This is a genomic window from Virgibacillus sp. Bac332 (assembly GCF_003667785.1).
Taxonomy (GTDB): Bacteria; Bacillota; Bacilli; order Bacillales; family Amphibacillaceae; genus Virgibacillus; species Virgibacillus salarius.
Genome location: NZ_CP033046.1, coordinates 3,538,110 through 3,563,735 on the forward strand (window position 1 = coordinate 3,538,110; position 25,626 = coordinate 3,563,735).

Consider the following 25,626-nt stretch of genomic DNA (forward strand, 5'->3'; position numbering starts at 1 on the left):
AGACTTGTCCTAAAAAATGCTATAATTGCGCTTGAGGTGATCATATGCCATTTGACGGAATCGTAACACATGCAGTAACAGAAGAATTAAAAAACGAAATGATTCCTGGTAAAATAACAAAAATTTATCAGCCTACGGATAGTGAATTATTGTTTACCATACGTAGTAAAGGAAAAAACATGACTTTATTACTTTCCATTCATCCAACGTATGCTAGATTTCACTTAACGAATGACAGTTTTGCAAATCCAAAAGAACCTCCTATGTTTTGTATGGTATTACGAAAACATCTATCAGGTGCAATTATAGAAAATATAGAGCAGTATGGAATGGAGCGAATTGTTCAATTAACGATAAAAACAAGAAATGAAATTGGAGATTTAACAAGCAAAGCACTTATTATTGAATTAATGGGGAAACACAGTAATATTACATTAGTTGATGACGAAGAAAATCAAATTATCGATAGTTTTAAACATATATCTATGTCACAAAATCGTCACCGCACGTTATTACCTGGTCACCTATATCAGCTTCCACCCGAGCAAAATAAACTCAATGCACTAACCATAGATTCTGAGCAATTTATTAAAAGGCTTGATTTTAATGCCGGTAAGCTCAATAATCAAATTGTTCAAAGCCTTGTTGGTTTCTCACCTTTTATAGCAAGGGAAATGGTTCAAAGAGCAGAGCTTGGATCTATCGAAGCATATCAGAAGGTCTTTGATGAAATACAAAAACAAATAGTTCAATCTAATTTTAGACCTACCATATATAATGATAAGAAAGAGGACTTTCATGTTATACCATTAGCTAACTTTACTGGTGATCAGATTCATTTTAGTACTACAAATCAAATGCTAGATCAATTTTATTCTGGAAAAGCGGAACGCGATCGTGTTAAACAACAAGCTAAAGATTTATATCGCTTTCTTAAAAACGAAAAAGAAAAGAACAGGAGAAAATTAAAGAAACATGAGCAAACAGTAAAGAAGGCCCGAAATAAAGATCATTATCAAAAGCTTGGTGAATTACTAACGGCACACCTACATTTAATTTCAACAGGTGATCAAAGCGTCACAGTGACTGACTACTATGACCCAGAGCAAAAAGAATTGACGATTGAATTAAATCCGAACAAAACTCCAAGTGAAAATGCTCAAAGCTACTACAAGACGTATCAAAAATTAAAGAAGTCTGAGCGCATCGTTACAATAGAAATTGAAAAAACGAAGGATGAAATTGCTTATATGGAGCAATTGCAACAGCAGGTTGAATCTGCAAGTAGTTCTGATATTGAAGAAATTCGTGACGAACTTAGAGAAGAAGGGTATCTCAAAAAACAACCGAAGAAAAAGAAAAAGCGTAATAAAGCTGAAAAGCCAGTACCGGAACAATATACTGCATCTGATGGTACCGTAATACTTGTTGGAAAAAATAATAAACAAAATGAGTATTTAACAATGAAACTTGCAGCTCGAGATGAAATATGGCTACACACAAAGGATATACCTGGATCGCACGTCATTATAAGAGACAAACAGCCTAGTGACGAAACTCTAATGGAAGCGGCTCAGCTGGCAGCTTATTTTAGTAAATCTCGCCAATCTTCTTCCGTGCCTGTAGACTACACAAAGGTACGTCATGTAAAGAAACCAAATGGGGCAAAGCCCGGTTATGTAACTTATGAGAATCAAAAAACGTTGTTTGTTACACCTAGTAATAGCCTTATTCAAAAATTAAAATAAGTCACCTATTTATAGCGAAACTCTCTAGTTAGCTATAATTAAAAGGAACTGAATATAAGTAGGTTATAAAACTAAAAGCCGAACTATCCTTCAAAAGGATGGGTGCTATCCCCCCGGATATTTTTCACTCTAACTTCCGGGGGGGAGGTACCAATTCGTTCGGCATTTTAGTTCTAAACGATGTTGCAGTTTTGGTATCTCTATTCCTATGACGACAAATTAAAAGACGCTTGTGGGAAATAATCCTTCGTAAGACCTCCTGCCCAATAGTATATGAAGAATCACCATTCTCTTAAAAAGCACCGTTTTCGAAAGCACTCTCCTCCAACATCCCACCCTTTTTATTAACTTTCGGTCCTATTGGTTTTTCGCACTCAGAAGGGAGAAGTTTAAGCTCGCTTTTCATTGTTTTTATACTGCTTGCGGCTGTAATGTCACATCAATGTTCCCTCTCGTAGCTTTTGAATACGGGCATACCTGATGCGCCTTCTTTGCAAGCTCTTCAGCTTCTTGCTGATCGACACCTTGTATTTTAATTGTTAATTCTACTGCAATTTTAAAGCCATTATCTTCCGGATCTTTCAATAAACTAACTGCGGCTGTTGTTTCTGAATCTATTTTCTTTTTTTCTTTGGAGGCAACTAGATTTAAAGCCCCGTCAAAGCAGGATGAGTAAGCAGCGGCAAACAGTTGCTCAGGGTTAGAACCCGTATCCTTTTTATTCGTAGCTGGATTGACAAGCTTAAGGTCAATAAGTTCATCATCTGATTTCACATGACCGTCTCGTCCATTTTTTGCTGTCGCTTTCGAAGTAAAAATAACATTACTCATAGCATAACCACTCCTTTTTCTATTCTAGTTAAGGTATACCTTTTTTTACCGTGAATAAAACATTAAAGTGTTAATAGTTCTACCAATTCATCAATAAAATGATCCACCTGCGGGAGCTCGCGTACCCCATCTTGAAAGCAAACCCACGTATGTCTAGAAACAGCCTCTCCATCTAATTTTAATGCTATGTTTGGATATTCATCTCGCATCGAGTCAGAAACACTTTCAGGTAGTACAGCCATTCCTAGTCCTTGTTTCATAAATTGTTTACATGTTTCAATTTGATCCACTGTTATGGTTTTAACTGGTTTAATTTTATCCTGTTGTACATATAACCAATTATCAACCAATTCATGCATACTGTCATCCGACTTAAAAGAAATAAGCGGGCGCTCTTTTAATGCATCTGTAGGAAATGGTTCTGTATCAAATATATAAAGCGGATCATCAAATAAGCGGATACATGTACTTTCCTTTAATTTCTCGCCACGAATAATACACACATGATAATTCTTATGATGACGCTTAATGTCTTCGCTAATTCCTGTCACTAAATCAATTGCTACCTTAGGATAGAGCGACGTGAATTTACCCAATATAGCTGGAAGATATCGTTGACTAATCAGTGAAGAACAGGCAATGGAAAGCGTGCCTTGAACTTCCTCACTTGATTGTGCTAATTTATTTTTTACTGCTCTTTCTCCTGCCATAACTGTTTTAGCATGTTCTAGAATTATCTCGCCTTCTGGGGTTGGAATTAGCCGTTTCGGTGTTCGGATAAAGATGATATGTCCAAAATATTCCTCAATGTATTTCAATCGTTGTGTTACCGCTGGCTGTGAGATCAGAACTGCTTTTGCAGTACCTCTAATTGTCCCTATCTCATGCAATTTTAATAATAATTCATAATCATCGATTTTCATTATATCCCCCTATAACTAATAATTATTCATTTTAATTATATTTAAGTATTTTACTTATTGCATTATAATACATATGCTATTAGTGATAAAGTAATAATCTATTCAGCCAATCAACATTCACTGGCAGATATTTTCCAGATCAATGAGGAGATGAGCGTATGAGAGAAAAAGAAAATGTAAAAAAATCTTTTGCTAAAAACAAACAAGCATATATTACAAGTGCTACACATGCACGGGGAAGTGATTTATCCTTAATGAAGGATTGGCTAGAGCTGGAAACAAGTATGAAACTGCTGGATATTGCTACCGGTGGTGGTCATGTAGCAAAACAGTTATCCCCTTTCGTTGAGAGGGTATATGCAACGGACTTAACGAAAGAAATGCTAGAAAACACGAAAAATTACCTTCAAGATATTCATAACATTGATTACATTCTTGCGGATGCAGAAAGCTTACCGTTTTTGAATAACACATTTGATATTATTACCTGTAGGACTGCTGCTCACCATTTTCCTCACCCTGAAAAATTCATTCAAGAAGTAAAGCGTGTATTAAAGACAAATGGTACATTTTTATTTATTGATAATATTGCACCAAGACAATCTGTCTATGCTAATTTCATCAATCAATTAGAAGGTATGCGTGATTTTAGTCATGTACGATGCTTGCCTATCTTCGAATGGAAACAGCTGTTAGACAGCTATGGATTACACACCGTAAAAGAAAACGTACGGAAGAAAGAGTTGTCATATACCGAGTGGATAAATCGAACCTTGGATCATCCAGAAGATAAACAAAAAGTCTATCATTTTATTAAAGAGGCAGATGAGCAGATAAAAGCGTATTATAAGATTCAGTTAGATCAAGGATCCGTGCAGCGTTTTTTTATTGATGAGTGGTTCGCATTAATAGAAAATAAATGATTAAGATAATTATTTACGTATCAAAGAGAAATACAAACAGAAGTACCAATAAAAATAGTTCATTTCATTTATCTTGTAAGCTCTAATCTTATATGTTACTAGATTACCACACGTATGAAGCCTTAGTTCAAGCGGTAGACTCATACTTTTAATTTTATAATAACAAAAGATCCCAGCAACGATTATACAACCTAACCCTATAGGAAAAACTGAGCAAAATTCGCTCAGTCCTTATCACTAAATGCTCAGATTTACGCTTCCTCTAGTAGCTATTATGGAATAATAGCTACTTTGCTTGACCAACACTCCGGCTGCCCACTTCCCTTTCCGTGGGGTTTGTCCTTCAGCTAACTTTTTTGAGCAAAACCCGCTCAAAAAAGTGGATCTTCAGGTCAAACAATTCCCACAGGAGTTGAAGTGGCCGGCCTTACAACGCTAGCATGAAGTAACACAGCTACTTTTATACTCACGGATAGCGATTTTCACTTTACCCATTGTAAAAAAAGTCAACCTATTACTTATGACAAGAATTGTTGCACCTTCTCATAGCGGAGACTAATTACGTAGACTCCTGCGGGATTAGCGCGAGCCGAAAATCCACTTTGCAACGTGTTCTTCTTTGCAAAGTTAGTTGAGGCCGTGCCCACGGAAAGCGAAGTAATTAGTCGGAGCATTGCCAATATACATCAAACATTTCAAAATAACTACTTGGCTTAACGCAGTCATTGCACTGATTTTATATTTTCTTAACTTATTAAAAAAACAGCCCTTAAAGGACTGTTATGTAAGTGAAGTCGATATATTAGGCTCTAGAAACATACTTTCCATCAGACGTATTAATTATCAGGACATCACCCTGGTTTATGAAAAATGGCACTTGAACAATATGTCCAGTTTCGAGTGTGGCTGGCTTCGATCCGCCACTTGCAGTGTCACCTTTAATTCCTGGTTCTGTTTCCGTAACCTCTAATTCTACGTTGTTAGGAAGTTCTACTCCTAGGATTTCGCCTTCATAGGTAATGACAGATACTTCCATGTTCTCTTTCATAAATTTTAATTCATATTCAATTTGACTTGACGAGAGCTCGATTTGTTCATACGTATTTGTATCCATGAAGGCATGAGAATCTCCAGAAGCATATAAATACTGCATTTTTTTCGTTTCTATGTGTGCTTTCCCTACTTTTTCACCGGCACGAAAAGTCTTCTCTTGAATGCTTCCATTACGTAAATTACGTAGTTTAGAACGAACAAAAGCTGCCCCCTTCCCTGGCTTTACATGTTGGAATTCGATCACCTGCCAAATCCCATTATCCACCTCAATAGTCAAACCTGTCTTAAAATCATTAACTGAAATCATCTAGTATTCCTCCCGTTACAACTGAATTAATTCTTTTGCTGCAAATGTTAATCTTTCATTTCCTGTTTCTGTAACCACAATGTCATCCTCGATTCTACATCCACCAACTGAAGGTACATATATTCCCGGTTCTACTGTTACTACCATTCCAGGCTCCAATTTCTTTTCTGACTTAAAAGAAAGTCCTGGACCTTCATGTACCTCAAGTCCTAATCCATGACCAGTTGAATGTCCAAAGTACTTACCATAACCTTGTTCTGTAATATAATCTCTAGTAGCAGCATCTGCTTCGATTCCCGTAATACCTGGCTTTATGCTAGTAACCCCTCTAAGTTGTGCTTCTAACACAATCTGATAAATAGATGCAAGTTGTTCATTAATTTCTCCAACAGCAACCGTTCTTGTAATGTCTGAGCAATAGCCTTGATATAATGCTCCATAATCTAATGTAACAAGTTCACCTGATTGTATCTCCTTGTTTGAAGCTACACCATGAGGTAATGCAGAACGTTCTCCAGAAGCAACAATAATGTCAAAGCTGGATGACGTAGCACCCTGCTTACGCATAAAAAATTCTAATTCATTAGAGATATCAATTTCTTTAACACCTGGCTTAATATAAGATTGAATATGTTCGAATGCATCATCAGCGATCTTTGCAGCTTTTTTCATGATTTCTAACTCATCACTTGTCTTAATTAATCGCAGCTCTTCTATGATACCACTGACTGGAACTAATTCAACATCTAACGTATTTTTATATTGTTCATATTGGCTAAACGTCACATGATCCTTTTCGAAACCAAGTCGTTTAATTCCCATTTCTTTTAACTGATCATTAATCTCTAAATCAATACCCTGCTTATGTTCAACTACTTTAAATGCTTTTGCTTGTGTACTGGCTTGTTCTGTGTATCGAAAATCTGTTATAAATCGTGCATCATTGCTACTAATTAAAGCTACTCCAGCCGTACCTGTAAAACCAGAAATATAACGTCTATTTATCGCACTCGTAATTAAAATTCCATCTACTTGATTTGATTCAAAAGCAGCCTTAAGTTTAGTTAGTTTCTCCATAAACTCATCCCTTTCTAATTATTATCTATAGCATATATGGATGTATTCAGTTTATCATAAAGCGCTTCTTTTGAATAACACAATGAGTATTATGAGTTCTTATTATCATCAGCCCTGTGAAAATCGTGATAATCATAGGAAATGGAATATCCAATAAACGTACCATATAAAATAAAAACACATATTGTTGTTACGATGGTATTCATATTCAAATCAGCTACCTTTGGAACTGTTGAGAAGATTGGATTCATGATATAGTAGATCAATACCCATAATAAAAAACCGTAAGCCACACCTACCCAAATGGAATTAATCTTCTTGAATAACCCAAAATAAATAAGTGCCGTTAATAAGGATAGAAGGCCAATTAAAAAGATTGTTACAACATTACCAAGCCATGTATCGATCCACTCCGCATGAAACCAAGAGCTTAATACAAATGATTTCGGAGCTACTTCGGAAAAATTAAAATAATAAAGAACTGTTCCGAATGTACTCCATAACAATCCACCAATAAATCCTGTAAGTAGTGACCTTGATAAAATTGTCATTGGCGTTTCCTGTTTATTCTGTTCAAGTTGTTGATTTTGCTCACTCATAATACCACCTCCATTCCATATTATGACCAATTGCTTGTAAACCAATCCTATAAACCATCGCTTTACTTAATAATTTCCAATTTTAATCTAGTTAACCAAGCTTAATTCCAGTAAAATAAAAAGAAAAGCTTAGAATAATTTACATGAATCCGGAAAGAATTTATAGTAAGTTAGCATTTCAAAGTTAGTAACCATGTAATTCTTTGAAAAATGTATGTAAAAAATGATATACCATGATGAGAAAGTGGTATAGAGTTTATACAAGTCAATTATTGGAATAATGAAGGAGGACACACACAATGAAACGTACAAGATTATCCATCCCTGTTTACATCATTATAGGTCTAGCAGCTATTGGTCTAATATCACAGTTGTTTACAAATACGACAAACTTTTTTAGTAATCTTTTTATTTCACTGGGTATAGGTCTTGCTATATTTGCTGTTTTTTATTTTGTTTTTCTTAGAAAGAGAGCAACATCTAACGAAATGAAAAAATATAAACAAGCTGTAAAACAATCCAAAGCAAAATATGACCATACACAACCAAGAAAAAATCCTGTTTCTGCTGGGAAAACACAGCAATCTATTCAACCACGAAAGAAACGCAATAAACGCGCAACTCATCTACGTGTGATTGAAGGTAATAAAGCCAAACGAAAAGACCGCGCTTCTTTTTAATTCAAAGCGCGGTCTTAGTATGTAACTGTGTTGCAAACTTATTATCTTGGCCAATGTTCTAAAAATTTCTTAGCACTACGATATCCTGTATCCATCAATTGTTCTTTTGTTTCTTCACGAATATCAAAATTTATACTACCAACATTCTTGATGGGAATAAAAATAATATTGTTTTTTTGTGACTTTGAAATATATCGTGAATCATGAGCTTCTTTCATTGTTACAAACAATGCATGGAACATATCTAATGCATTATTTATCTTCCTAGGCGCTATATTATTTAGCGTAGATTCACTCAATTTCATTCCTAAAATTGGTCTACTTATCTTCTTATCTCTATCCTCAAATACCCATAGAGGGAAATTACTTAGTAGTCCTCCATCGATTATGATACTCTTCTTATTTTTACTACTCGATAATTTCTTAGGTATAAAGAAATAAGGAAATCCAGCGCTCATTCTCACTGCTTTAGCAACTGGGAACGTTTCAGGATTAATGTCGTAAATCCTTTCTAAATCATCCGGAATAACGACCAGCCTTCCTAAAGATATATCACTTACCACAACTTTTAAGTAACTCGAATTTATATCTTTAAATGTGTAAATGTCTTTTCGTGCTAGTTTATCATATACCCAACGTTCAAGCTTATTCCCTTTATTAATTCCTAATTGAAAATATAAAAAAGCCCATTTCGTAAATGGCAAAACCTTTGTAAGAGCTGGAGGGTCAATAAGCTTCTGCAAATCCAACTCATCTAACATGTTTTGAATATCAGAAGCGGTATATTCTGCAGCAAGTAATGATGCTACAATTGCTCCTGCAGAAGTCCCTGCAACACGTTCAAGTATCAGCCCATGTTCTTCTACACGCTTTAACGCGCCAACAAATGCATATGCTTTTACACCTCCGCCAGAAAAAACACCATCTATTTTCATATGTTGTCTCCTCTAATCCGTTTTCAAAACCTTGTGATTGTTTTACATGCAATAACATTAATACCATTATTTAAGCTAGTAAAACACACTTTATATATCTTTAAGCACAAAGAAAACAAATTAGAACTGATAAATGAAAGACTTTATAAAAATGAGTCCAAGATGAAATCAAAATAGTTAACCCAAAAGTGAAAGTTCAATTAGTGGGGTTTTATTTATCCCCCATTGATGTCAGTACCACAAAGGTATGACACCAAGGGCTTTGAACCAATCGGACATGTATTGATAGTCGAACCCCCGTTCACTTATCCATATTGATTTCACTTTATTCTTGAAGTGCGGGTCTTACCAGTTATATGTGGGATAATTGTTGATACGCAGCGTAGTCAAAATATGTAGACTCCTTGAAAAAGAAAGAGGCTTTTCTGCGAACGATGAATCGCTTCCGAACTCTTCCTTATCTTGCTGCAAAAGTACGAGCTGAAGATCCCGCAGGAAAGTGATCATTGCTTTCCAAGGAAGTGTAGTATTTTGGTGAAGAGATGGGAAAACCTGTTTGAAGTAAACAAATAGAGGGCTGGGATAAAACACAACTTCTTTACTCAAAATACGAATAATCATGTTATCAACAGGAGTATCATCGCCGCACCGTGAAAATATACGCGCTTTCCTCGGGCACGGCCTCAGCTAACTTGGTAAAGAAAAACACGTTACCAAGTGGATCTTCGAACTCGTGCTGTTCCCACCTGAGTCTCGTTTATTTCAGGTACTAAATGAATGATTCCAATCAAAAAAACGAATGATAATTAATTTCTGATATGCTCCCCTTAAGGTAGACAGATTAAAAAATAAAAATCTGCTTCTACATTAAGGGGAGTTTTTATGACTCACAAATCATATTCAGTAGAATGGAAATATGAAGTATTGATGGCTTTTAAGAATGGTTTAACACATAGCCAGTTATCCGCAAAATATCAAGTTAATATGTCTACAGTTTATAGGTGGGTAGAGAATTTTGAAAAAGATGGGATCCTTGGTTTAAAGTACTCAAAAACGTTTAGACGTTATCCTAATGAAATAAAGGCAGCTGCAGTTAAGGATTATATTTCAGGAACGTATTCTATGCGCGATGTCTTAAGAAAGTATCATATCTCCAGTAAATCCGTGCTTTCGGATTGGATAAAGAAGTATAATGGTCATAGAGAGTTAAAGGATGCAAGAAAAGGGAGAGTAAACGCTATGACTAAAGGAAGAAAAAGAACGTGGAAAGAACGAATAGAAATCGTACAAGCTGCGTTAGGGAATGATAAGAATTATCAACAAACAGCACAGTATCACGTATCATATCAACAAGTATATCAATAGGTGCGAAAATATGAAGCTGATGGCTGGGATGCATTAAAAGATGGTCGAGGTCGCTCCAAAGGGGTAGAAGAATTAACAGCTGAAGAAAAGCTGAAGCTAGAGATGCGTCGAATTGAAAAAGAGAATGAACGTTTACGTGCGGAGAATTTGTTTTTAAAAAAGTTAGAGGAGATCGAAAGGAGGCGAAATTAAGTACCGTACGATTTGAAGACAGGTATGTTGCCATTCAGAAAGTAAATGAAAAAGAAAACCTACGTATTCGATTACTTTGTGATATTGCAGCTGTTCATCGGCCAGCTTACTATAAGTGGCTGAAACGAAAGCCTTCAGCACAGGAACTCCAGAATAAAGCGATTATGCAAGAGATGGTAGACCTTCAATCACAAACGTATTTATAGATTGATGAAAATAGCCGGTATACAATCTGTCATTCGAAGAAAGAAAAAATGGCATAAACGCACACTCCCTCAACATATCTCTGAGAATATATTGAACCGTGAATTCACGGCGAATAACCCCAATGAAAAATGGGTAACAGATGTAACAGAATTTAAATATGGTAACGCAAAGAAAGCTTATTTAAGCGCTAATCTCGATTTATATGACGGTTCTATCGTTAGTTACGTTTTAGGGAATTCCAATAACAATCAACTTGTATTTAAAACGCTTGATCAAGCTATCGAGCTTCTAGATGGAGATCGCCCGCTTATTCATAGTGATCGGGGTATCCGTATACATCTAAAATGTTTAAGCAAAAGATAGATGCCGCAAACATGAAGCAAAGTATGTCACGAGTCGGACGATGTATTGATAATGGACCGATGGAATCTTTTTGGGGAACACTGAAAAGCGAGAAGTATTATTTAAATAAATATGAGTCCTTTGAAGAATTATCTGCATCCATAGAGAACTATATACATTTCTATAATTATGATAGATATAAAAACGATTAAACGGCCTTAGCCCTATCGAATTTAGAGCTAAAACCGCTTAAGTCAGTTTTATTATTTCCACTGTCTACTTGACAGGGGGCACTTCATTTTATTGTTTCTTCATTCTTTTGTCTCAGACTCATGATCTATAAATCAAATACTTTTGTCTCAGTCTTTGCTGTTCTGAGCTATTGTTCCTCTGCTTCTCGATGCATTTTTTTAAGTTCTTCCACTCTTGCTCCATCGTGCTTAAAATAATTAACCACATCGCCAATTCGGTCAATCGAATTCCAGCTTAAATGATGTTCTATACCTTCAACATCATCGTATATATTATCGTGTTCTACACCAATAATTTCTAGAAACTCTTCCAATAATTCATGACGAAAGACGAGTCGTTCTCCAACTTTTTTTCCCTTTGGAGTTAAAATAAAACCTCTATATTTTTCATAGTTTAAGTATTCGTCTTTATCTAATTTTTGTACCATTTTTGTGACGGAAGAAGGATGAACTTCAAGTGCTTCTGCAATGTCCGATACCCTTGCATATCCTTTTGATTCCATTAAGTTATAAATTTGTTCAATATAATCTTCCATACTAGGAGTAGGCATTAATTTTCCTCACTTCCAAGAATAATTTTTAGTCTAGCGCAAAACTGTTTCTATATATAGGATACAGGAAATAAGAAAGTTAAACAAGCGTTATCATGAATTTTTCCATAAAATTCCTAACAGTAAGCTTTTCTATTTTTTTCTTCGTCATTTAGGCAATTTACAAAGAATAACTTTTGAAAAATATTGGTATACAAACTATAATAGAGGATGTATAAAGGGAAACTTCAATCAGTGGGAGGCTTGTTTATTCCCCCACTGATTGTTAGTTGATCTAATCGGACATTTACTGGCAGTCGATCCCTCACTGACCAATAACAGTTTCACTTTATTGCTTGAAATGGGGGCTTATTGCCAGTTATATGTGGGATAAATGTGATAGACGGGGGAAAAAGAATGGAATTATTAGTAATATTCATCGTTGTTCTTATCGCATTCGGTGTATTTCGTTTCTTTAGACAGCGAATGTACTTAAAAACATTAACCGAAGAACAATTCCGTGAAGGTTACCGCAAAGCGCAACTTATAGATGTACGCGAACCACAAGAATTTAAACGTGGTCATATTCTTGGTGCTAGAAATATACCAGTCACACAAATGCGCCAGCGCTTAATTGAAATGCGAAAAGATAAACCAGTATATCTTTATTGTCAGAGTGGATCACGCGCAGCCAGAGCGGCACAGCTTTTGCATAAAAAAGGCTACGAAGATATTAATGTTTTAAAAGGTGGCTTTAAAAAATGGACTGGTAAAATAAAGTAATTACTGATCCAAACGATTATGAAGATACATAAAACCAGCCTTTGTTCCAAAAGGCTGGTTTTATGTTAAACATATTTATTCGTTGTACACGTACAGTACTTATTTCTATAACATTACTCTGAATTAGCTTCATATCTTAAAATCGGTTTGCGCGCAGCAGTAGTTTCATCCATACGCTTGACAATTGTCTGATGTGGAGCATCTTGAACCAATTCTGGTTCATTCCTTGCTTCATCAGCTATCGTTAGCATTGTATCAATAAATCCATCCAATGTTTCTTTTGATTCCGTTTCTGTTGGCTCTACCATTAATGCCTCTTCTACATTTAATGGAAAATAAATGGTAGGCGGATGATAACCATAATCCAACAATCGCTTAGCAATATCTAAGGTGCGGACACCCAATTTTTTCTGATGCTTTCCTGATAGAACAAATTCATGCTTACAATGTTGTTTAAATGGAAGGTCGTATTCTTTTTCTAATTTTCGCATCATATAATTTGCATTAAGGACAGCGTATTCACTTGCTTTCTTCAGCCCCTCTGCTCCCATTGTTCGAATATACGTATAAGCTCTTAAGTTAATCCCAAAATTACCATAATAAGGCTTGACTCTACCAATTGATTGCGGACGATCATAATCAAAAACAAATTGATCTTCTTTTTTAATTAGTAATGGCTTTGGCAAGAAAGGTTGTAATTCGGCTGAGACACCAACCGGTCCTGAACCTGGTCCACCACCACCATGAGGTCCTGTAAAGGTTTTATGAAGATTTAAATGGACTGCGTCAAATCCCATGTCACCAGGACGAGCGTAACCCATAATTGCATTAAGGTTTGCTCCATCATAATAGAGCTTCCCTCCAGCATCATGAACGATTTTAGCCATCTCCACAATTTCTGTCTCAAATAGTCCTAATGTATTCGGATTTGTTAACATGAGAGCCGCAGTATCTTCTCCTACAACCCGTTTTAAATCTTCTAAGTCTACTAGCCCTTTTTCATTCGATTTAACCGTTACAGCTTCAAAACCTGCAACTGTAGCTGACGCTGGGTTAGTACCGTGTGCAGAATCTGGTACAATGACTTTAGTACGCTCGGTATCCCCATTTGCCTCATGAAATGCACGGATCATCATTAAAGCAGTCCACTCTCCATGTGCTCCAGCTGCTGATTGTAAGGAGACTTCATGCATTCCAGTAATTTCTCGTAAGGCACTCTGTAGATCATACATCATCTCCATTGCACCCTGAACACTTTTTTCTGGCTGATCAGGATGTATATGACTGAATCCATCCATTCTGGCCACATCTTCATTTATTTTTGGATTATATTTCATTGTACAAGATCCTAGAGGATAAAATCCTGAATCAACACCATAATTACGATTGGATAGCCCCGTGTAATGTCTCATTATATCTAATTCACTTACCTCCGGTAATTCCGGAGCTTCTGTACGGATGTATTTATTACCTAACTCTGCATTCAAATCAACATCTGGCACATCCAATTCTGGTAGACTGTAGCTCGTTCTGCCTAGTTTACTACGTTCAAATATAAGTGGAAAATCCTGATTAGCCATTGATATCCCTCAATTCTTTTGCAAACTGGTCAATCTCTTCTTTCGTACGTATTTCTGTAACAGCTACTAGCATATATCCTGTTAATCCAGGATAATCTTTTTCAAGATCATAACCACCAATAAATCCTTTTTCCAAGAGGCGATCATTTATACTAGCTGCTGGCTTATTTAATTTTACTACGAATTCATTGAAAAACGCACCCTCATAGGCAACAGTGACTCCTGCTTGCTGCAGTACTTGTTTGGCGTAACGAGCTTTTTTCATATTAATAGCCGCCATTTTACGTAACCCATGCTTGCCAATGGAACTCATTGCCACTGAGCTAGCTAATGCATTTAGTGCTTGATTGGAGCAAATATTAGAAGTAGCCTTGTCTCTGCGAATATGTTGCTCTCTTGCCTGTAGGGTAAGGACAAACCCTCTAACGCCGTCTTCATCTGTTGTTTGACCAACTAATCGACCAGGTACTTTTCGCATTAATTTTTTGGTAGTAGCAAAATAACCACAATGAGGTCCGCCAAATTGTGCAGGTATACCAAACACCTGTGTATCTCCTACAACAATGTCAGCACCAAACGCTGCGGGAGGAGTCAAGTAGCCTAAAGCAAGCGGATTACTTGAAACGATAAACATTGTCTTCTTTTTCGATTCTAACAATGTTTGAATTTCCTCCATTGGCTCAAGTTGCCCAAGGAAATTAGGGTATTGCACAACAATACTTGCTGTCTCGTCATCTATCGCATCGCTTAATTGATTGACATCCGTTTTCCCATCCTGTAAGTCAATTTCTACAATTTCTAATCCGGGACCCTTAGCATATGTTTCGATAACCGCACGACTTTGTGGATGAACAGCTTTAGACACAAGGATTTTTTTTCTTTTCGTTTGTGCAGCACTTAGATTAACAGCTTCGGCTAAAGAAGTACCCCCATCATACATAGAAGAGTTAGCTACAGGCATTCCTGTAAGTTCAGAAATCATCGTTTGGAATTCAAAAATTGCTTGTAGCTCACCCTGTGATATTTCTGGCTGATAAGGAGTGTAAGCGGTATAGAACTCTGATCTTGAGATCACATGATCAACGACGGAAGGAATAAAATGATCATAGACACCAGCTCCTAGAAACGAACGGTTTTGTTTTAAATTGGCGTTTTTAGCTGCCATATCTGCAAGTTCTTTTTTAAGCTTATATTCATTCGCAGGCTTCTTTAAGTTTAATTCGTTATTGAAGCGAACATTCTCTGGTATATCAGAAAAAAGTTCTTCCGTACTATCAATTCCAATGGTATTTAACATTTCTTGCTTATCTCCATCTGTCATAGGCAAATAACGAAATTCCATCTTGTTTCCCCCTATTTTTCTCTTTTATAAAATGGCGTTTTTACAACCTTCGCCAACAATTTTCTTTTTCTTACCTGTACGGTTAATTCCACACCCTCATTTGCTAGTTCTGTTCGAATAAGTGCTAGACCGATATTTTTTTGCAGTGTAGGAGCTTGTGTTCCAGAAGTGACAAATCCTGCATAGTCATCATTATGATAAATTTCATAGCCTGTTCGTGGAATTCCCTTATCCACCATCTCAATACCTACTAGCTTTCGCTCTACTCCATTTTCAACTTGGTACCGCAAAGCTTGTTTTCCAATAAAATCTGCTTGCTTATTCACCTTTACCGCAAAAGAAAGACCCGCTTCTATTGGACTAATTTCTTTTGAAATTTCTTGTCCATATAAAGGTAGATTAGCTTCAAAGCGTAACGTATCTCTTGCACCTAGCCCAATTGGTTCAAGTCCTTTATTTTTACCAGCTTGAAGAATCAGCTCCCACAGTGCAATACCACTTTTAGCAGAGATATAAATTTCAAATCCATCTTCGCCGGTATAACCTGTACGTGAGACGAGCGCAATATCATTTAATTGCCCTAGCTGAACAGCTTGTTGAAATCGGAAAAAACGAATATCGGATAGATCCGTTTCCGTTACCGTTTGCAGAATTTCTTCAGCATATGGTCCTTGTAATGCTAGCTGAACAATCTCATTGGAAACATCTTCAATCGTTATTTCGGAATCACTAAATGTATTATGACTTACTAACCATTGGTAATCTTTATCTGTATTTGCAGCGTTTACAACAAGTAAATAATCATCCTCATCAAGCATATAAATAAGGAAATCATCCACAGTTCCGCCATCCTCATAACACATAAGGGTATATTGAGCTCGATTAGGTGTTAATTTGCCAACATCGTTTGTAACCATTTTCTGTAGAAAATCTAAGCTTTTTGGACCTTTTACCGTAATCTCTCCCATATGGGAAACGTCAAATAATCCAGCCTTTGTTCTTGTAGCTTCATGCTCATGCTTAATACCTGTAAATTGTACCGGTAAATCCCATCCACCAAAATCAATTGTCTTCGCACCATATTTCTCATATGCCGAAAACAACGGTGTTCGTTTTAACTCACTCATTCCCTCCACTCCCTTAGCAATCATAATAGTCTGTAATTTCAAATTTCAAAAAAATAGAGATTTCATTGTATTACAATGAAATCTCTGTCCTTCTACCAGAAAGTTGCATACGAATTCGTAGAATAGTTCGTACTTGCTTCGTGGGTGGTTTACACAGGTATACTGGTAAACACTCTCCAGAGTTGCGTCCTACAAGAGTCTTTTTGCCTGAGAGATTCGCTTCGGCTTGCTCCTTCGGCGTTACATAGAAGAAATAACCTTTCCCCTCTTTGTAAGCTCTCCCCTTGTATTCATTCGCTTTTATGAAAAAATGTAGAGTTGGTTATACTATGTAACAATACCAATGAAAAATCTATTTTACTGTGAATTATTATATCACATATTAAAAAAGATAAAATAGCTATTCTAAATAATCTTAGTAAAAAGGAAGTATATGATGAAATCCATTCACATAGAGAAAGATTCAACATTTATTAATGAACTTGAAAATCGGTTAGAAATGAATGAACCTATTTCCTCATGGGAGCTTTTCTCCATGGCTTTTCACGCAGAGAAAACGACAATGACCCCAAGCTTTAAAGGATTACGTGCACTGGAGTTTTTGCCACATGTAGATTTTTTAAACCATCAAATAAGCTCTGCAGAACAAGTAATTGAACAAATGAATGGCCGTGCAATTTTAGCTGATGAAGTGGGATTAGGTAAAACAATTGAAGCAGGCCTTATTTTAAAAGAGTACATGATACGTGGACTAGTTAACAAAGCATTAATTCTTGTCCCCGCTTCATTAGTGAACCAATGGGAAAAGGAATTAAATGAAAAGTTCTACATACCAGCAGTTGCTTATCGTAAGAATATGAGCTGGGAACAAGGGAACATTATCATTTCTTCTATGGATACTGCAAAAAGGTCTCCACATCGGGATACTATATTAAATTTAGACTATGATTTTGTTCTGGTAGATGAAGCGCATAAATTAAAGAACCATAAAACTAAGAATTTTGCCTTCGTACGTTCTTTGAAGAAAAAATATTGTCTATTACTTACTGCCACACCTGTACAAAATCAACTTGTAGAAATATTTAACCTTGTCTCCATTTTAAAACCGGGTCATTTAGGTAATTACGATACGTTCTTAAAGAGCTATGGTAAAGATCGCAAAAATATGAAACAGGACATGTATTTAAAGCAGCTTGTTCAAAAAGTAATGGTTAGAAACACGCGTAAGGACACTGGATTAAATCAAATCAAACGAAATATCGAAACGATTTGGGCCGAATTCTCAAAAGAGGAAAAAGAGGTGTATGAAAGTCTGGAAGATAGTTCGGTATACCTCCCTTCCTTTTCAAAAATTACGTTCCTTCGAGAATTCTGTTCTTCAAGGGAGGCCTGTTATTTATCCTTAAAGAAAATGCTAGCGGAACAACCTGACCTAGAAGGTTTTCAACGGATAACAGAGGCAATTGAACAACTACCAAACCATAAGAAGGCCGAAAAAGCTGTTGAACTTATAAAGGAAATCGGCAATGAAAAAATAATTATCTTTACCGAGTACCGAGCAACTCAACTTTATTTACAATGGTATTTACAACAGAATGGTATTTCCTCTGTACCTTTTAGAGGAGGATTTAAACGTGGGAAAAAAGATTGGATGCGACAACTTTTTCGGGACCATGCACAAGTATTAATTGCTACGGAAGCAGGAGGAGAAGGAATTAACCTACAATTTTGTAACTATATGATAAATTACGACCTACCATGGAACCCAATGCGACTAGAGCAACGTATTGGCCGAATTCATAGATATGGTCAGAATAAAGATGTGCATATTTATAATTTTGCACTTAAGGATACGGTTGAAGAGCATATTATGAAACTTTTATATGAAAAAATAAATCTTTTTGAGCAAGTAATTGGACACTTAGATGATATTTTGGCTGAACTGGCTATACCTGACATTGAGCATGAATTACAGGAAATTTATTCTGAGTCAACAACAACTGGAGAGGCTAAGGTTAAGCTAAATAATCTTTCAGCAATAATCCAGCAAACCCATGATACTAACTATGAGGAGGAACAATATTATGGCAATACCTGACTTAAATAACTTCTTAAAATCTTTTTTCACTGCCCATCATTGCTCACTACTCCTCGATCAGGATGGTGTTCTAACCATACAACTAACAGAAGAAATGGACCGAGCTTTGATGAATCGACCGTTCTATTGGCATTACATGAAGAAAATGGGACACTCTGGTGAACCAATGCAATTAACGTTAATAACGAATCCAAATAAACGTGACGATGAAGGAGAATGGATTCATTTTGGTAGTCCAAGATTGCAACAAATCATTGGTTATTTACAACAGCAAGAGAAATATACCAAATTATTCCAAAAAGTTAATCCAACGGTAAATACAGCTCTTTACCCTTGGTTAGTAACAAACATTAAAGTAAGTTATAGAGGAAAGTATAAAAGAGATGAGCTTTTCTCCATTGGATTAAACCTAATTAATGGAACGATGAAGTCGGATATGATGAAGATATTAGATTCAATCCCATTGCATACAACTATTTCTGATTTTTGTTATACGCTATCACCACTTGTTAAATTAAAGAGTGGATATCGAAGAATAGAAGCAGTTGTTGATCAGTATATAGAGAATCAAAACCATGAGTGGGCTTCCGAAGCTTTGGAGGAGTTGCAAACAGAAATAGAATTACTAAAATATTTTTATACATCCGATAACGATAATGAGCAAATGGAAAAAGAAATAAAGGAAATTAATGAAAGGTATCAGCCAAGAATCACATATCAGGTTATAAATGGAGGTCTATTTTATTTAACTTCTGAAATAGTGTAAGCAGGCTCAGGTTACGCCTGCTTATTTCTTTTCTTTACCATAATTCGAAGAGCAAATGGAATGACGCCTAACCAACGGTTTCCATATATAGGGTCATAACTTTGCGGTTTCATTTTTCGTTTCTTTCTCTCCGTAGCGGGCGTATCCATATACGTCACTACTTGTTCTGTTACAAATTTAACATAATCTTTCGTTGACATATAACCTTCCCTTCATAGATGTAGGTACTTTTAGTTTTTCCAATCCATTTATCAATATTCTTAGAAAAATAAAAAACAGTAAAAAAAAGAAGGATATACGAGATAATTGTCGAATCAATTACTTAACTGTGAATTCAAGAGGAGGTGAGAAAGTTTGTGAACCCTGCTGTAGCGCTATCAGAACAAATACTTCATCATGCGATTATCATGGAAGCATCTGATATTCATTTTTCTCCATCAGCTGAAAAAGCGACGATTTATTTTCGAATACAAGGTAAACGTCAATTTTTTAAATCCATACCTGCTTCTACCTATCAATTATTGCTTACCTACTTTAAATTTAACTCATCAATGGATATCGGTGAACTTCGGAGACCACAAAATGGCACCATTAAGTTTTATTTAGAATCACTCGTCTATTCCCTACGATTATCTACACTTCCCGTTAAAGGTACCGAAAGTCTAGCAATAAGAATTCTCCCTCAAGAAGAAACCCTTCCAATTGATCAACTATTTCTATTTCCAAAACAATTGAAACACATGATGAGGTGGATTACCAAACGTTCTGGACTAATTCTAATAACAGGTCCGACAGGCAGTGGGAAGACCACTACCCTATATGCCATATTATCCTCCATTCTAAAGGATAAACCTTTCCAAGCCATCACGTTAGAGGACCCTATTGAAAAAGAACTGGAAGATATTTTGCAAGTTCAGCTGAATGAAAAAGCCGGAATTACGTATCAGTCGGGATTTAAAGCAGCGCTTCGTCACGACCCTGACATTATTATGGTTGGTGAAATTCGAGATGCTGGTACGGCACATTTTGCTTTAGAAGCATCGTTGTCTGGTCATTTAGTATTAAGTACTATCCATGCAACCCATGGTCTAGGGACAATTTTTCGATTAAAGGAATTTGGATTAACCACTGCTGATTTAATTCAATCCTTAATTGCAATTGCTTCCATCCAACTTATTCCAATCTCCACTATAAAACACGCAAATCGTCGAGGAGCAATCTTAGAATTACTCGATGGAACCTTATTAGAAAAACACATAAAAGGAAAGGAATTCAATCGTTTAACTGGTTATCAAACCTTTGATCACTTACGAAGGAAGGCTTTAGCTTATGGATACATTTCTGAAACATATTATCAACAAACACAAGAAAACAATGACACCTGATACCCAATTGCGATTTCTTAAAAGGCTTCATCGCTTACGTATAAATGGTTATTCGTTAATTGATGCACTAACAGTAATAGCTTGGGACAACGAACTGGAATGTGCCGCCAAACAAATTAAGCAGGCATTAGAAAATGGTTATTCCATGGAAGAAGCTATGCAACTTGTTTCCTTCCATCCCTCCATAACGAGTTACCTCCTATTTGCACGTTCTAATCAAAATCTAGAGGATAATTTATCTAAATGTATAGATATGTACGAGTATCGATTGCAATACATTCAGAAGTTCCAACAGATCATTCGATATCCACTTATTTTATGTTGTATCTTTATCCCTCTATTGTTTATATTGAAGCAATCCGTACTTCCATCATTTCTCGATTTATATGAATCAAGTCCGGGATCGTCAGCATCAATTGTCCTAGCTATGCTAATCTTAGATTGGTTAGGAATTATTTTCTTTCTGAGTATCATCGCAGCCCTCACTTTTTCTATTTTTTGGAAGTTTTATAAACCTCGTATCTCCATTGAAAATCAAATAAAATTATACAATCGTCTCCCTCTTTTCCGTACCTATTTAAAACTACAAACATCCTTTCTTTTTGCTAATCAATTCAGTTCATTAATTAAAACTGGTATTTCCTTTAAAGACATTCTAATTCAAATGAATAATCAAGATAAACAACCAATTATTTGCTACTATGCAAATTTAATGAAAGAACAATTAGCTAAAGGTATGCAGTTACCTACTCTATTATCCCAATTTACTTTTCTAGAGAAAAAACTAACCAATATTTTTCAAAAAAATAGCAATACAGAAACATTAGAAAAAGATTTAAGTATATACGCACAAATTCTAATGGAGGAGTTTCAACGGAAGATGCTTCAAATTATTACGTATATTCAACCTATTTTCTTCATCATTGTTGCCAGTTTTATTTTATTTATCTATATCACTTTAATGCTACCTATGTTTCAACTCATCAAATCAATATAAGGAGGATACTTTATGCCATCTGATAATAAAGGTTTTACTTTAATTGAAATGCTAATCGTTTTAATGATTATCTCCGTATTAATCATACTTATTGTTCCAAATCTTAGTGAGAAAAGTAAAGATGTAAATAGCAAAGGTTGTAAAGCTCTTGTAGCTGTAGTTCAAGCACAAGTAGATACTGTTTATGCTGAATCAGGAATATATCCTACAAGCTTAGATGCGATGGTTCCAAAGTATATAAAGGAAGAACAGAAGAGCTGCAGTAATAAAACACCTTTAAACTATAATAGAGAGACTGGAAAAGTCAGTGTCCCGGCTACATGATACGAAAGGCTTTACGCTCACCGAAATGTTGGTTGTACTAAGTATGCTGATGATAATGGTCGGGCTCAGTGTTCCTCCAATCGTATATGCTTTAGAAAAAATGAAGGAAAACGCATTATTTCAAACGTTAGAGTCTGACATAATGACAATTCAACATATGTCTTCTCTAACTACGAATAGAATCCAACTTATTCTTAATGAAAATAAATATTATGCGCTTAGGTCTAACCGTAAAATTATTCCGGACAGAAACCTACCTGAAGGCTGGCATATCGATTATTTCATTAATCCAATTATTGAATTTGATATAAATGGAAGTATTAAAAACCCAAGAACTTTTTATATCTATTCCCCTACAGCCAGATACAAAATTGTTTTCCCTTTTGGTAAAGGAAGGTATCGAATTGAAAAAAATGAACGGATTTACTCTAATTGAAGTAATTATCTCTGCCGCTATTCTTTTTAGTGCAGTATTAACATTGGTTCCTATACTATCTATTATGCAAACGGAAAGAGAGGTCTTAAGTACGCGCAGGTTAATAGCAAATGATTTACATGATAGCTTACAGCCCTTTCTATGGGAAGAGAAGGATAAACAAGAAGTCAACTACACCAAAGTGATAGCTAATAGCCATGTAAAGTATTCATTTCAGGTTTTAAGTAAATACGTGAAGGGATGTGCTCAATGGGAAAATGCCAAAAAAAGGAAAGAGAAGTTTTGTTTATACGGACAGCCAACATAAACAATCTGGGTTTAGTTTTATCACTACACTTATCATGGTTACTATCTTAGTAATAAGTTTGCCTTTTCTAAGTTATTTGTTAAAGAGTATCAGTAATCAATCGGATATCCATGAACTGTCAATTCAACAGTTTTTTCAGCATTTAAGAAATGAAGTGATGCAAGCAACAGATTTTCGAATTGTTGCTAATAAACTGTTGCTCGAGAGTAACGGAGCTACCGTATCTTTTGAGTTATATCAAGAGCTCATTCGTAGACAAGTTAATGGATTGGGACATGAAATATACGTACGTGGTGTTAAAGACTTCTCTTTAGCCCCACTATCTTATGGATTCCAAATAATTATTACATCCACGGAAGGAGATACGTTTGAAAAAGATATTATCTTATACGAATAACGAAAAAGGATTTATGTTACCTATGGTCATGTTTACGATCGCGTTAGTATTAATAGCAACCATTACGAATATCCAGCTTTATCAAAACAATAAACAAATGACTGCTCATCAACTAGAGCAAGTAAAAATGGAATCATTAATTCAAATAACGAGGGAAAAATTAAAGAAAGATCTGCTCAAGGACAAAGACCTAAAAAGGAATTTATATCATCTACCAGAAGGTAACATTTCAGTAGTAGTCACATTACTTGCAACCGGAAAGTATAAGGTCCTTTTTTCCGCCACAACAGTTACTCCATTCACATTTCATATTTTTGGTTATTTAGACATCACCAATGAATTTCTGAATAAATAAATATGACAAGGGATACCCTATAGAATGTAACATCATGACTAAAATGATATTTTCCTTTTTTCATCAATATTTGTTCATCACATTTCGTTTACAAGATCTAAATACTCGTTTATAATAACAATGATAAGGTTACCAAAAGGAGGGGAAAGCATGGATCGTATGTTTCGTGTGCTTGCTTTTTGGACAGGGATATTTACAGTCATGTTCTACATAGGAGATATGCAAAAAACTGCACTTCTTTTCCTTGTACAAACAGCCTTTTTCCTAGCAGTAAGTTATTTAAAACTATCTGAACGCATGTATATGTATTTATTCGGAGCTTATTGTACTATATTTTTTATTGGTTTTACATGGTATTCAGAATTTATACTCGTACCTGGTTTCGGACATTAAAAAGAAAGAGTCTCTGCTTAGATTTAAGCAGAGACTCTTTCTTTTTAGTTTTATAAATGAAAAAATTTGCCCATGTGGAAAATTATGGGCGTGGTGACCGGCTTCCAGAAAGCTAAGCGATTACAAGAATCACTCTAATCTAAGTCATCATTGGCTTGCAAGAGCAACATGATTCCTTTATCTCCGTTGACTCGTTCCAGTCACTACGTTTCTAATTGGGCGCTTCCGCTTTTGTTCTTTTTTTCAAAGTGTATTGCGATACAGCTCTTAAATATCTTAAATTCAAGTTATTTTTTTGATATTCTATTGACATGTCGTTTTTATCCCTATATAGTATTACTAGTAGCTTAACTTATATCCCTATTTTTAAAGAGCAGAGCACATCCCCCAAAAACCCTTCTTGTAATAAGAAGGGTTTTTTCGTAATTCAGGAAATGAAAAAATTTATCCATGTAGATACTTATGGGCGTGTTTAGCCGCGTCCAGCTCCAGCACCTAGAAACGAGGCGAATTCACAAATCGCCCTCATCTAAGTCATCGTTGGCTCGCAAGCTCACCGTGTTTCCTTTATCTCCGTTAACTCGCTCCAGTCGCTACGTTTCTAATTCGGGCGCTTGCGCTTTTGTTCAAAGATAAGAAAGGATAAAAATTTGGTTATACCCGAGTGTTTCTAATTATCCATTATTACAATAAATCGATTGGTGTTACTCTAATACTTAGATTGAAAAGAAAGGATTATGCTTTTTCTCATGAATAAGACTAGTTTTTGGACCATGCCCTGGGTATACAACCAAAGATTCATCTAATCGATATAATTGATTTATAATACTATCTTCTAATTGCTTCATATCTCCACCAGGAAGGTCTGTTCTCCCTATTCCTTCATTAAATAAAACATCACCACTGACAATAAACTTTGCATTAGAAAAGATAAAAGTTACACTTCCTGGTGAATGTCCAGGCGTATGGATCACATCAAAATGGAAATTACCGATAGCCATCTTTCCTGGATGCAATAATCGATCCGGTCTACTTGTAAGAATTCCCCTTTGCATAAAGTACAATGATCCGTTTGCTTGAGGATCCTCAAGCCAGGAAGCTTCCAGTTTGTGTATGTAAACTTCGACCTTATAATATTTACGTAAGTCATCAACTGCTCCAATATGATCAAAGTGCCCATGTGTTAAGAGAATTGCTAATGGCTCGATATTTTTCTCCGATAAAAAATGAATAATTTTTGCTGATTCTCCACCTGGATCAATGATCAAAGCTTGTTGATTATCATATACAAGATAACAATTCGTACCCAATGGTCCTAAAGACATTCTTTCAATATCCAACAAAATTCCTCCCTAACCTTATAATGAAAATGT

Annotated in this window: 27 protein-coding genes, 1 pseudogene and 1 riboswitch; of the genes and pseudogenes, 15 read left to right on the forward strand and 13 right to left on the reverse strand. The window is 35.7% G+C overall.

What is annotated here, in order from left to right; all coding sequences use genetic code 11:
* Positions 1–44 precede the first annotated feature (44 nt).
* Positions 45–1,748, forward strand: a complete 1,704-nt coding sequence (locus tag D9782_RS16945) for an Rqc2 family fibronectin-binding protein (protein WP_026680835.1) — start codon at positions 45–47, stop codon at positions 1,746–1,748.
* A gap of 411 nt (positions 1,749–2,159) precedes the next feature.
* On the opposite strand, the gene D9782_RS16950 is transcribed toward D9782_RS16945, so the two are convergent.
* The gene (locus tag D9782_RS16950; RefSeq protein WP_026680834.1) at positions 2,160–2,579 is read right to left on the reverse strand and encodes an organic hydroperoxide resistance protein; all 420 of its coding nucleotides are present in this window, start codon (positions 2,577–2,579) and stop codon (positions 2,160–2,162) included.
* 62 nt (positions 2,580–2,641) lie between these two features.
* Positions 2,642–3,502 carry a LysR family transcriptional regulator gene (locus D9782_RS16955; protein ID WP_026680833.1) on the reverse strand — a complete coding sequence of 287 codons (861 nt, stop codon included), beginning with the start codon at positions 3,500–3,502 and terminating at the stop codon, positions 2,642–2,644.
* A gap of 158 nt (positions 3,503–3,660) precedes the next feature.
* On the opposite strand from D9782_RS16955, the gene D9782_RS16960 reads away from it, so the two are divergent.
* Positions 3,661–4,425 carry a class I SAM-dependent methyltransferase gene (locus D9782_RS16960; RefSeq protein ID WP_026680832.1) on the forward strand — a complete coding sequence of 255 codons (765 nt, stop codon included), beginning with the start codon at positions 3,661–3,663 and terminating at the stop codon, positions 4,423–4,425.
* Positions 4,426–4,662: 237 nt separating this feature from the next.
* Here D9782_RS16960 and D9782_RS23035 read toward each other — a convergent pair whose 3' ends face one another.
* From D9782_RS23035 to D9782_RS16975, 4 genes are all read right to left on the reverse strand, one after another.
* Positions 4,663–4,800 carry a hypothetical protein gene (locus D9782_RS23035; protein ID WP_162986423.1) on the reverse strand — a complete coding sequence of 46 codons (138 nt, stop codon included), beginning with the start codon at positions 4,798–4,800 and terminating at the stop codon, positions 4,663–4,665.
* Between the two features lie 427 nt (positions 4,801–5,227).
* Positions 5,228–5,785 carry an elongation factor P gene (gene efp, locus D9782_RS16965; RefSeq protein ID WP_026681124.1) on the reverse strand — a complete coding sequence of 186 codons (558 nt, stop codon included), beginning with the start codon at positions 5,783–5,785 and terminating at the stop codon, positions 5,228–5,230.
* Between the two features lie 15 nt (positions 5,786–5,800).
* A complete protein-coding gene (locus tag D9782_RS16970) occupies positions 5,801–6,862 on the reverse strand; it encodes a M24 family metallopeptidase (protein ID WP_121605244.1) in 1,062 nt (353 codons plus the stop codon).
* 89 nt (positions 6,863–6,951) lie between these two features.
* Positions 6,952–7,461, reverse strand: coding sequence for a YqhR family membrane protein (locus tag D9782_RS16975; protein ID WP_026681126.1), 510 nt, complete (start codon positions 7,459–7,461; stop codon positions 6,952–6,954).
* A 299-nt stretch (positions 7,462–7,760) separates the two neighbouring features.
* On the opposite strand from D9782_RS16975, the gene D9782_RS16980 reads away from it, so the two are divergent.
* Entirely contained in the window at positions 7,761–8,141 is a 381-nt protein-coding gene (locus tag D9782_RS16980) for an SA1362 family protein (RefSeq protein WP_026681127.1), read from the forward strand.
* 41 nt (positions 8,142–8,182) lie between these two features.
* On the opposite strand, the gene D9782_RS16985 is transcribed toward D9782_RS16980, so the two are convergent.
* Positions 8,183–9,076 (reverse strand): patatin-like phospholipase family protein, encoded by an 894-nt coding sequence (locus D9782_RS16985; protein ID WP_121605245.1) that lies wholly within the window; start codon positions 9,074–9,076, stop codon positions 8,183–8,185.
* 882 nt (positions 9,077–9,958) lie between these two features.
* On the opposite strand from D9782_RS16985, the pseudogene D9782_RS23990 reads away from it, so the two are divergent.
* Positions 9,959–11,435 (forward strand): annotated as a pseudogene (locus tag D9782_RS23990) (IS3 family transposase).
* 126 nt (positions 11,436–11,561) lie between these two features.
* Here D9782_RS23990 and mntR read toward each other — a convergent pair.
* Complete coding sequence (mntR, locus tag D9782_RS17010) at positions 11,562–11,984, reverse strand: transcriptional regulator MntR (RefSeq protein WP_026681129.1); 423 nt, start codon at positions 11,982–11,984, stop codon at positions 11,562–11,564.
* Positions 11,985–12,380: 396 nt separating this feature from the next.
* Between mntR and D9782_RS17015 the strand changes: the two genes are divergently transcribed.
* Positions 12,381–12,746 carry a rhodanese-like domain-containing protein gene (locus D9782_RS17015; protein ID WP_026681130.1) on the forward strand — a complete coding sequence of 122 codons (366 nt, stop codon included), beginning with the start codon at positions 12,381–12,383 and terminating at the stop codon, positions 12,744–12,746.
* Between the two features lie 113 nt (positions 12,747–12,859).
* On the opposite strand, the gene gcvPB is transcribed toward D9782_RS17015, so the two are convergent.
* The 3 genes from gcvPB to gcvT are packed head-to-tail and all read right to left on the reverse strand — an operon-like array spanning position 12,860 to position 16,795.
* Positions 12,860–14,326: an aminomethyl-transferring glycine dehydrogenase subunit GcvPB gene (gcvPB, locus tag D9782_RS17020; RefSeq protein WP_026681131.1), complete on the reverse strand. Its 1,467-nt coding sequence runs from the start codon at positions 14,324–14,326 to the stop codon at positions 12,860–12,862.
* Positions 14,319–15,668, reverse strand: coding sequence for an aminomethyl-transferring glycine dehydrogenase subunit GcvPA (gene gcvPA, locus D9782_RS17025; RefSeq protein ID WP_121605250.1), 1,350 nt, complete (start codon positions 15,666–15,668; stop codon positions 14,319–14,321). Before gcvPA ends, gcvPB begins: the two co-directional genes overlap by 8 nt.
* Before the next feature lie 11 nt (positions 15,669–15,679).
* The gene (gcvT, locus tag D9782_RS17030; protein ID WP_121605251.1) at positions 15,680–16,795 is read right to left on the reverse strand and encodes a glycine cleavage system aminomethyltransferase GcvT; all 1,116 of its coding nucleotides are present in this window, start codon (positions 16,793–16,795) and stop codon (positions 15,680–15,682) included.
* A gap of 185 nt (positions 16,796–16,980) precedes the next feature.
* Positions 16,981–17,089: riboswitch (glycine riboswitch) on the reverse strand.
* Between the two features lie 142 nt (positions 17,090–17,231).
* Here gcvT and D9782_RS17035 point away from each other — a divergent pair.
* Positions 17,232–18,893, forward strand: coding sequence for a DEAD/DEAH box helicase (locus D9782_RS17035; RefSeq protein ID WP_121605252.1), 1,662 nt, complete (start codon positions 17,232–17,234; stop codon positions 18,891–18,893).
* Positions 18,880–19,659 (forward strand): YqhG family protein, encoded by a 780-nt coding sequence (locus D9782_RS17040; RefSeq protein WP_026681135.1) that lies wholly within the window; start codon positions 18,880–18,882, stop codon positions 19,657–19,659. Before D9782_RS17035 ends, D9782_RS17040 begins: the two co-directional genes overlap by 14 nt.
* Before the next feature lie 11 nt (positions 19,660–19,670).
* Here D9782_RS17040 and D9782_RS17045 read toward each other — a convergent pair whose 3' ends face one another.
* Positions 19,671–19,859: a YqzE family protein gene (locus tag D9782_RS17045; RefSeq protein WP_026681136.1), complete on the reverse strand. Its 189-nt coding sequence runs from the start codon at positions 19,857–19,859 to the stop codon at positions 19,671–19,673.
* A gap of 156 nt (positions 19,860–20,015) precedes the next feature.
* On the opposite strand from D9782_RS17045, the gene comGA reads away from it, so the two are divergent.
* From comGA to D9782_RS17085, 8 genes are all read left to right on the forward strand, one after another.
* Positions 20,016–21,044 (forward strand): competence type IV pilus ATPase ComGA, encoded by a 1,029-nt coding sequence (comGA, locus tag D9782_RS17050; protein WP_034678955.1) that lies wholly within the window; start codon positions 20,016–20,018, stop codon positions 21,042–21,044.
* On the forward strand, positions 20,989–22,041 hold the full coding sequence (comGB, locus tag D9782_RS17055; protein ID WP_121605253.1) for a competence type IV pilus assembly protein ComGB: 1,053 nt from the start codon (positions 20,989–20,991) through the stop codon (positions 22,039–22,041). Before comGA ends, comGB begins: the two co-directional genes overlap by 56 nt.
* A 12-nt stretch (positions 22,042–22,053) precedes the next feature.
* Positions 22,054–22,365, forward strand: coding sequence for a competence type IV pilus major pilin ComGC (gene comGC, locus D9782_RS17060; RefSeq protein ID WP_026681138.1), 312 nt, complete (start codon positions 22,054–22,056; stop codon positions 22,363–22,365).
* Complete coding sequence (gene comGD, locus D9782_RS17065) at positions 22,349–22,801, forward strand: competence type IV pilus minor pilin ComGD (protein ID WP_161629270.1); 453 nt, start codon at positions 22,349–22,351, stop codon at positions 22,799–22,801. The genes comGC and comGD overlap by 17 nt, the downstream gene beginning before the upstream one ends.
* Entirely contained in the window at positions 22,779–23,108 is a 330-nt protein-coding gene (locus D9782_RS17070; RefSeq protein WP_162986425.1) for a pilus assembly FimT family protein, read from the forward strand. The genes comGD and D9782_RS17070 overlap by 23 nt, the downstream gene beginning before the upstream one ends.
* 76 nt (positions 23,109–23,184) lie before the next feature.
* Entirely contained in the window at positions 23,185–23,505 is a 321-nt protein-coding gene (locus D9782_RS17075; RefSeq protein ID WP_162986426.1) for a competence type IV pilus minor pilin ComGF, read from the forward strand.
* Positions 23,477–23,860 (forward strand): hypothetical protein, encoded by a 384-nt coding sequence (locus tag D9782_RS17080; protein ID WP_121605256.1) that lies wholly within the window; start codon positions 23,477–23,479, stop codon positions 23,858–23,860. Before D9782_RS17075 ends, D9782_RS17080 begins: the two co-directional genes overlap by 29 nt.
* A gap of 150 nt (positions 23,861–24,010) precedes the next feature.
* Entirely contained in the window at positions 24,011–24,253 is a 243-nt protein-coding gene (locus tag D9782_RS17085) for a DUF2626 domain-containing protein (protein ID WP_026681142.1), read from the forward strand.
* Between the two features lie 716 nt (positions 24,254–24,969).
* Here D9782_RS17085 and D9782_RS17090 read toward each other — a convergent pair.
* Entirely contained in the window at positions 24,970–25,593 is a 624-nt protein-coding gene (locus tag D9782_RS17090; RefSeq protein WP_026681143.1) for an MBL fold metallo-hydrolase, read from the reverse strand.
* Between the last annotated feature and the right edge of the window lie 33 nt (positions 25,594–25,626).

Coding starts and splice junctions, on each gene's coding strand:
- D9782_RS16945 (WP_026680835.1), top strand. CDS start 45: ATGCCATTTGACGGAATCGTAACACATGCAGTAACAGAAGAATTAAAA.
- D9782_RS16950 (WP_026680834.1), bottom strand. CDS start 2,579: ATGAGTAATGTTATTTTTACTTCGAAAGCGACAGCAAAAAATGGACGA.
- D9782_RS16955 (WP_026680833.1), bottom strand. CDS start 3,502: ATGAAAATCGATGATTATGAATTATTATTAAAATTGCATGAGATAGGG.
- D9782_RS16960 (WP_026680832.1), top strand. CDS start 3,661: ATGAGAGAAAAAGAAAATGTAAAAAAATCTTTTGCTAAAAACAAACAA.
- efp (WP_026681124.1), bottom strand. CDS start 5,785: ATGATTTCAGTTAATGATTTTAAGACAGGTTTGACTATTGAGGTGGAT.
- D9782_RS16970 (WP_121605244.1), bottom strand. CDS start 6,862: ATGGAGAAACTAACTAAACTTAAGGCTGCTTTTGAATCAAATCAAGTA.
- D9782_RS16975 (WP_026681126.1), bottom strand. CDS start 7,461: ATGAGTGAGCAAAATCAACAACTTGAACAGAATAAACAGGAAACGCCA.
- D9782_RS16980 (WP_026681127.1), top strand. CDS start 7,761: ATGAAACGTACAAGATTATCCATCCCTGTTTACATCATTATAGGTCTA.
- D9782_RS16985 (WP_121605245.1), bottom strand. CDS start 9,076: ATGAAAATAGATGGTGTTTTTTCTGGCGGAGGTGTAAAAGCATATGCA.
- mntR (WP_026681129.1), bottom strand. CDS start 11,984: ATGCCTACTCCTAGTATGGAAGATTATATTGAACAAATTTATAACTTA.
- D9782_RS17015 (WP_026681130.1), top strand. CDS start 12,381: ATGGAATTATTAGTAATATTCATCGTTGTTCTTATCGCATTCGGTGTA.
- gcvPB (WP_026681131.1), bottom strand. CDS start 14,326: ATGGCTAATCAGGATTTTCCACTTATATTTGAACGTAGTAAACTAGGC.
- gcvPA (WP_121605250.1), bottom strand. CDS start 15,668: ATGGAATTTCGTTATTTGCCTATGACAGATGGAGATAAGCAAGAAATG.
- gcvT (WP_121605251.1), bottom strand. CDS start 16,795: ATGAGTGAGTTAAAACGAACACCGTTGTTTTCGGCATATGAGAAATAT.
- D9782_RS17035 (WP_121605252.1), top strand. CDS start 17,232: ATGAAATCCATTCACATAGAGAAAGATTCAACATTTATTAATGAACTT.
- D9782_RS17040 (WP_026681135.1), top strand. CDS start 18,880: ATGGCAATACCTGACTTAAATAACTTCTTAAAATCTTTTTTCACTGCC.
- D9782_RS17045 (WP_026681136.1), bottom strand. CDS start 19,859: ATGTCAACGAAAGATTATGTTAAATTTGTAACAGAACAAGTAGTGACG.
- comGB (WP_121605253.1), top strand. CDS start 20,989: ATGGATACATTTCTGAAACATATTATCAACAAACACAAGAAAACAATG.
- comGC (WP_026681138.1), top strand. CDS start 22,054: ATGCCATCTGATAATAAAGGTTTTACTTTAATTGAAATGCTAATCGTT.
- D9782_RS17070 (WP_162986425.1), top strand. CDS start 22,779: ATGAACGGATTTACTCTAATTGAAGTAATTATCTCTGCCGCTATTCTT.
- D9782_RS17085 (WP_026681142.1), top strand. CDS start 24,011: ATGGATCGTATGTTTCGTGTGCTTGCTTTTTGGACAGGGATATTTACA.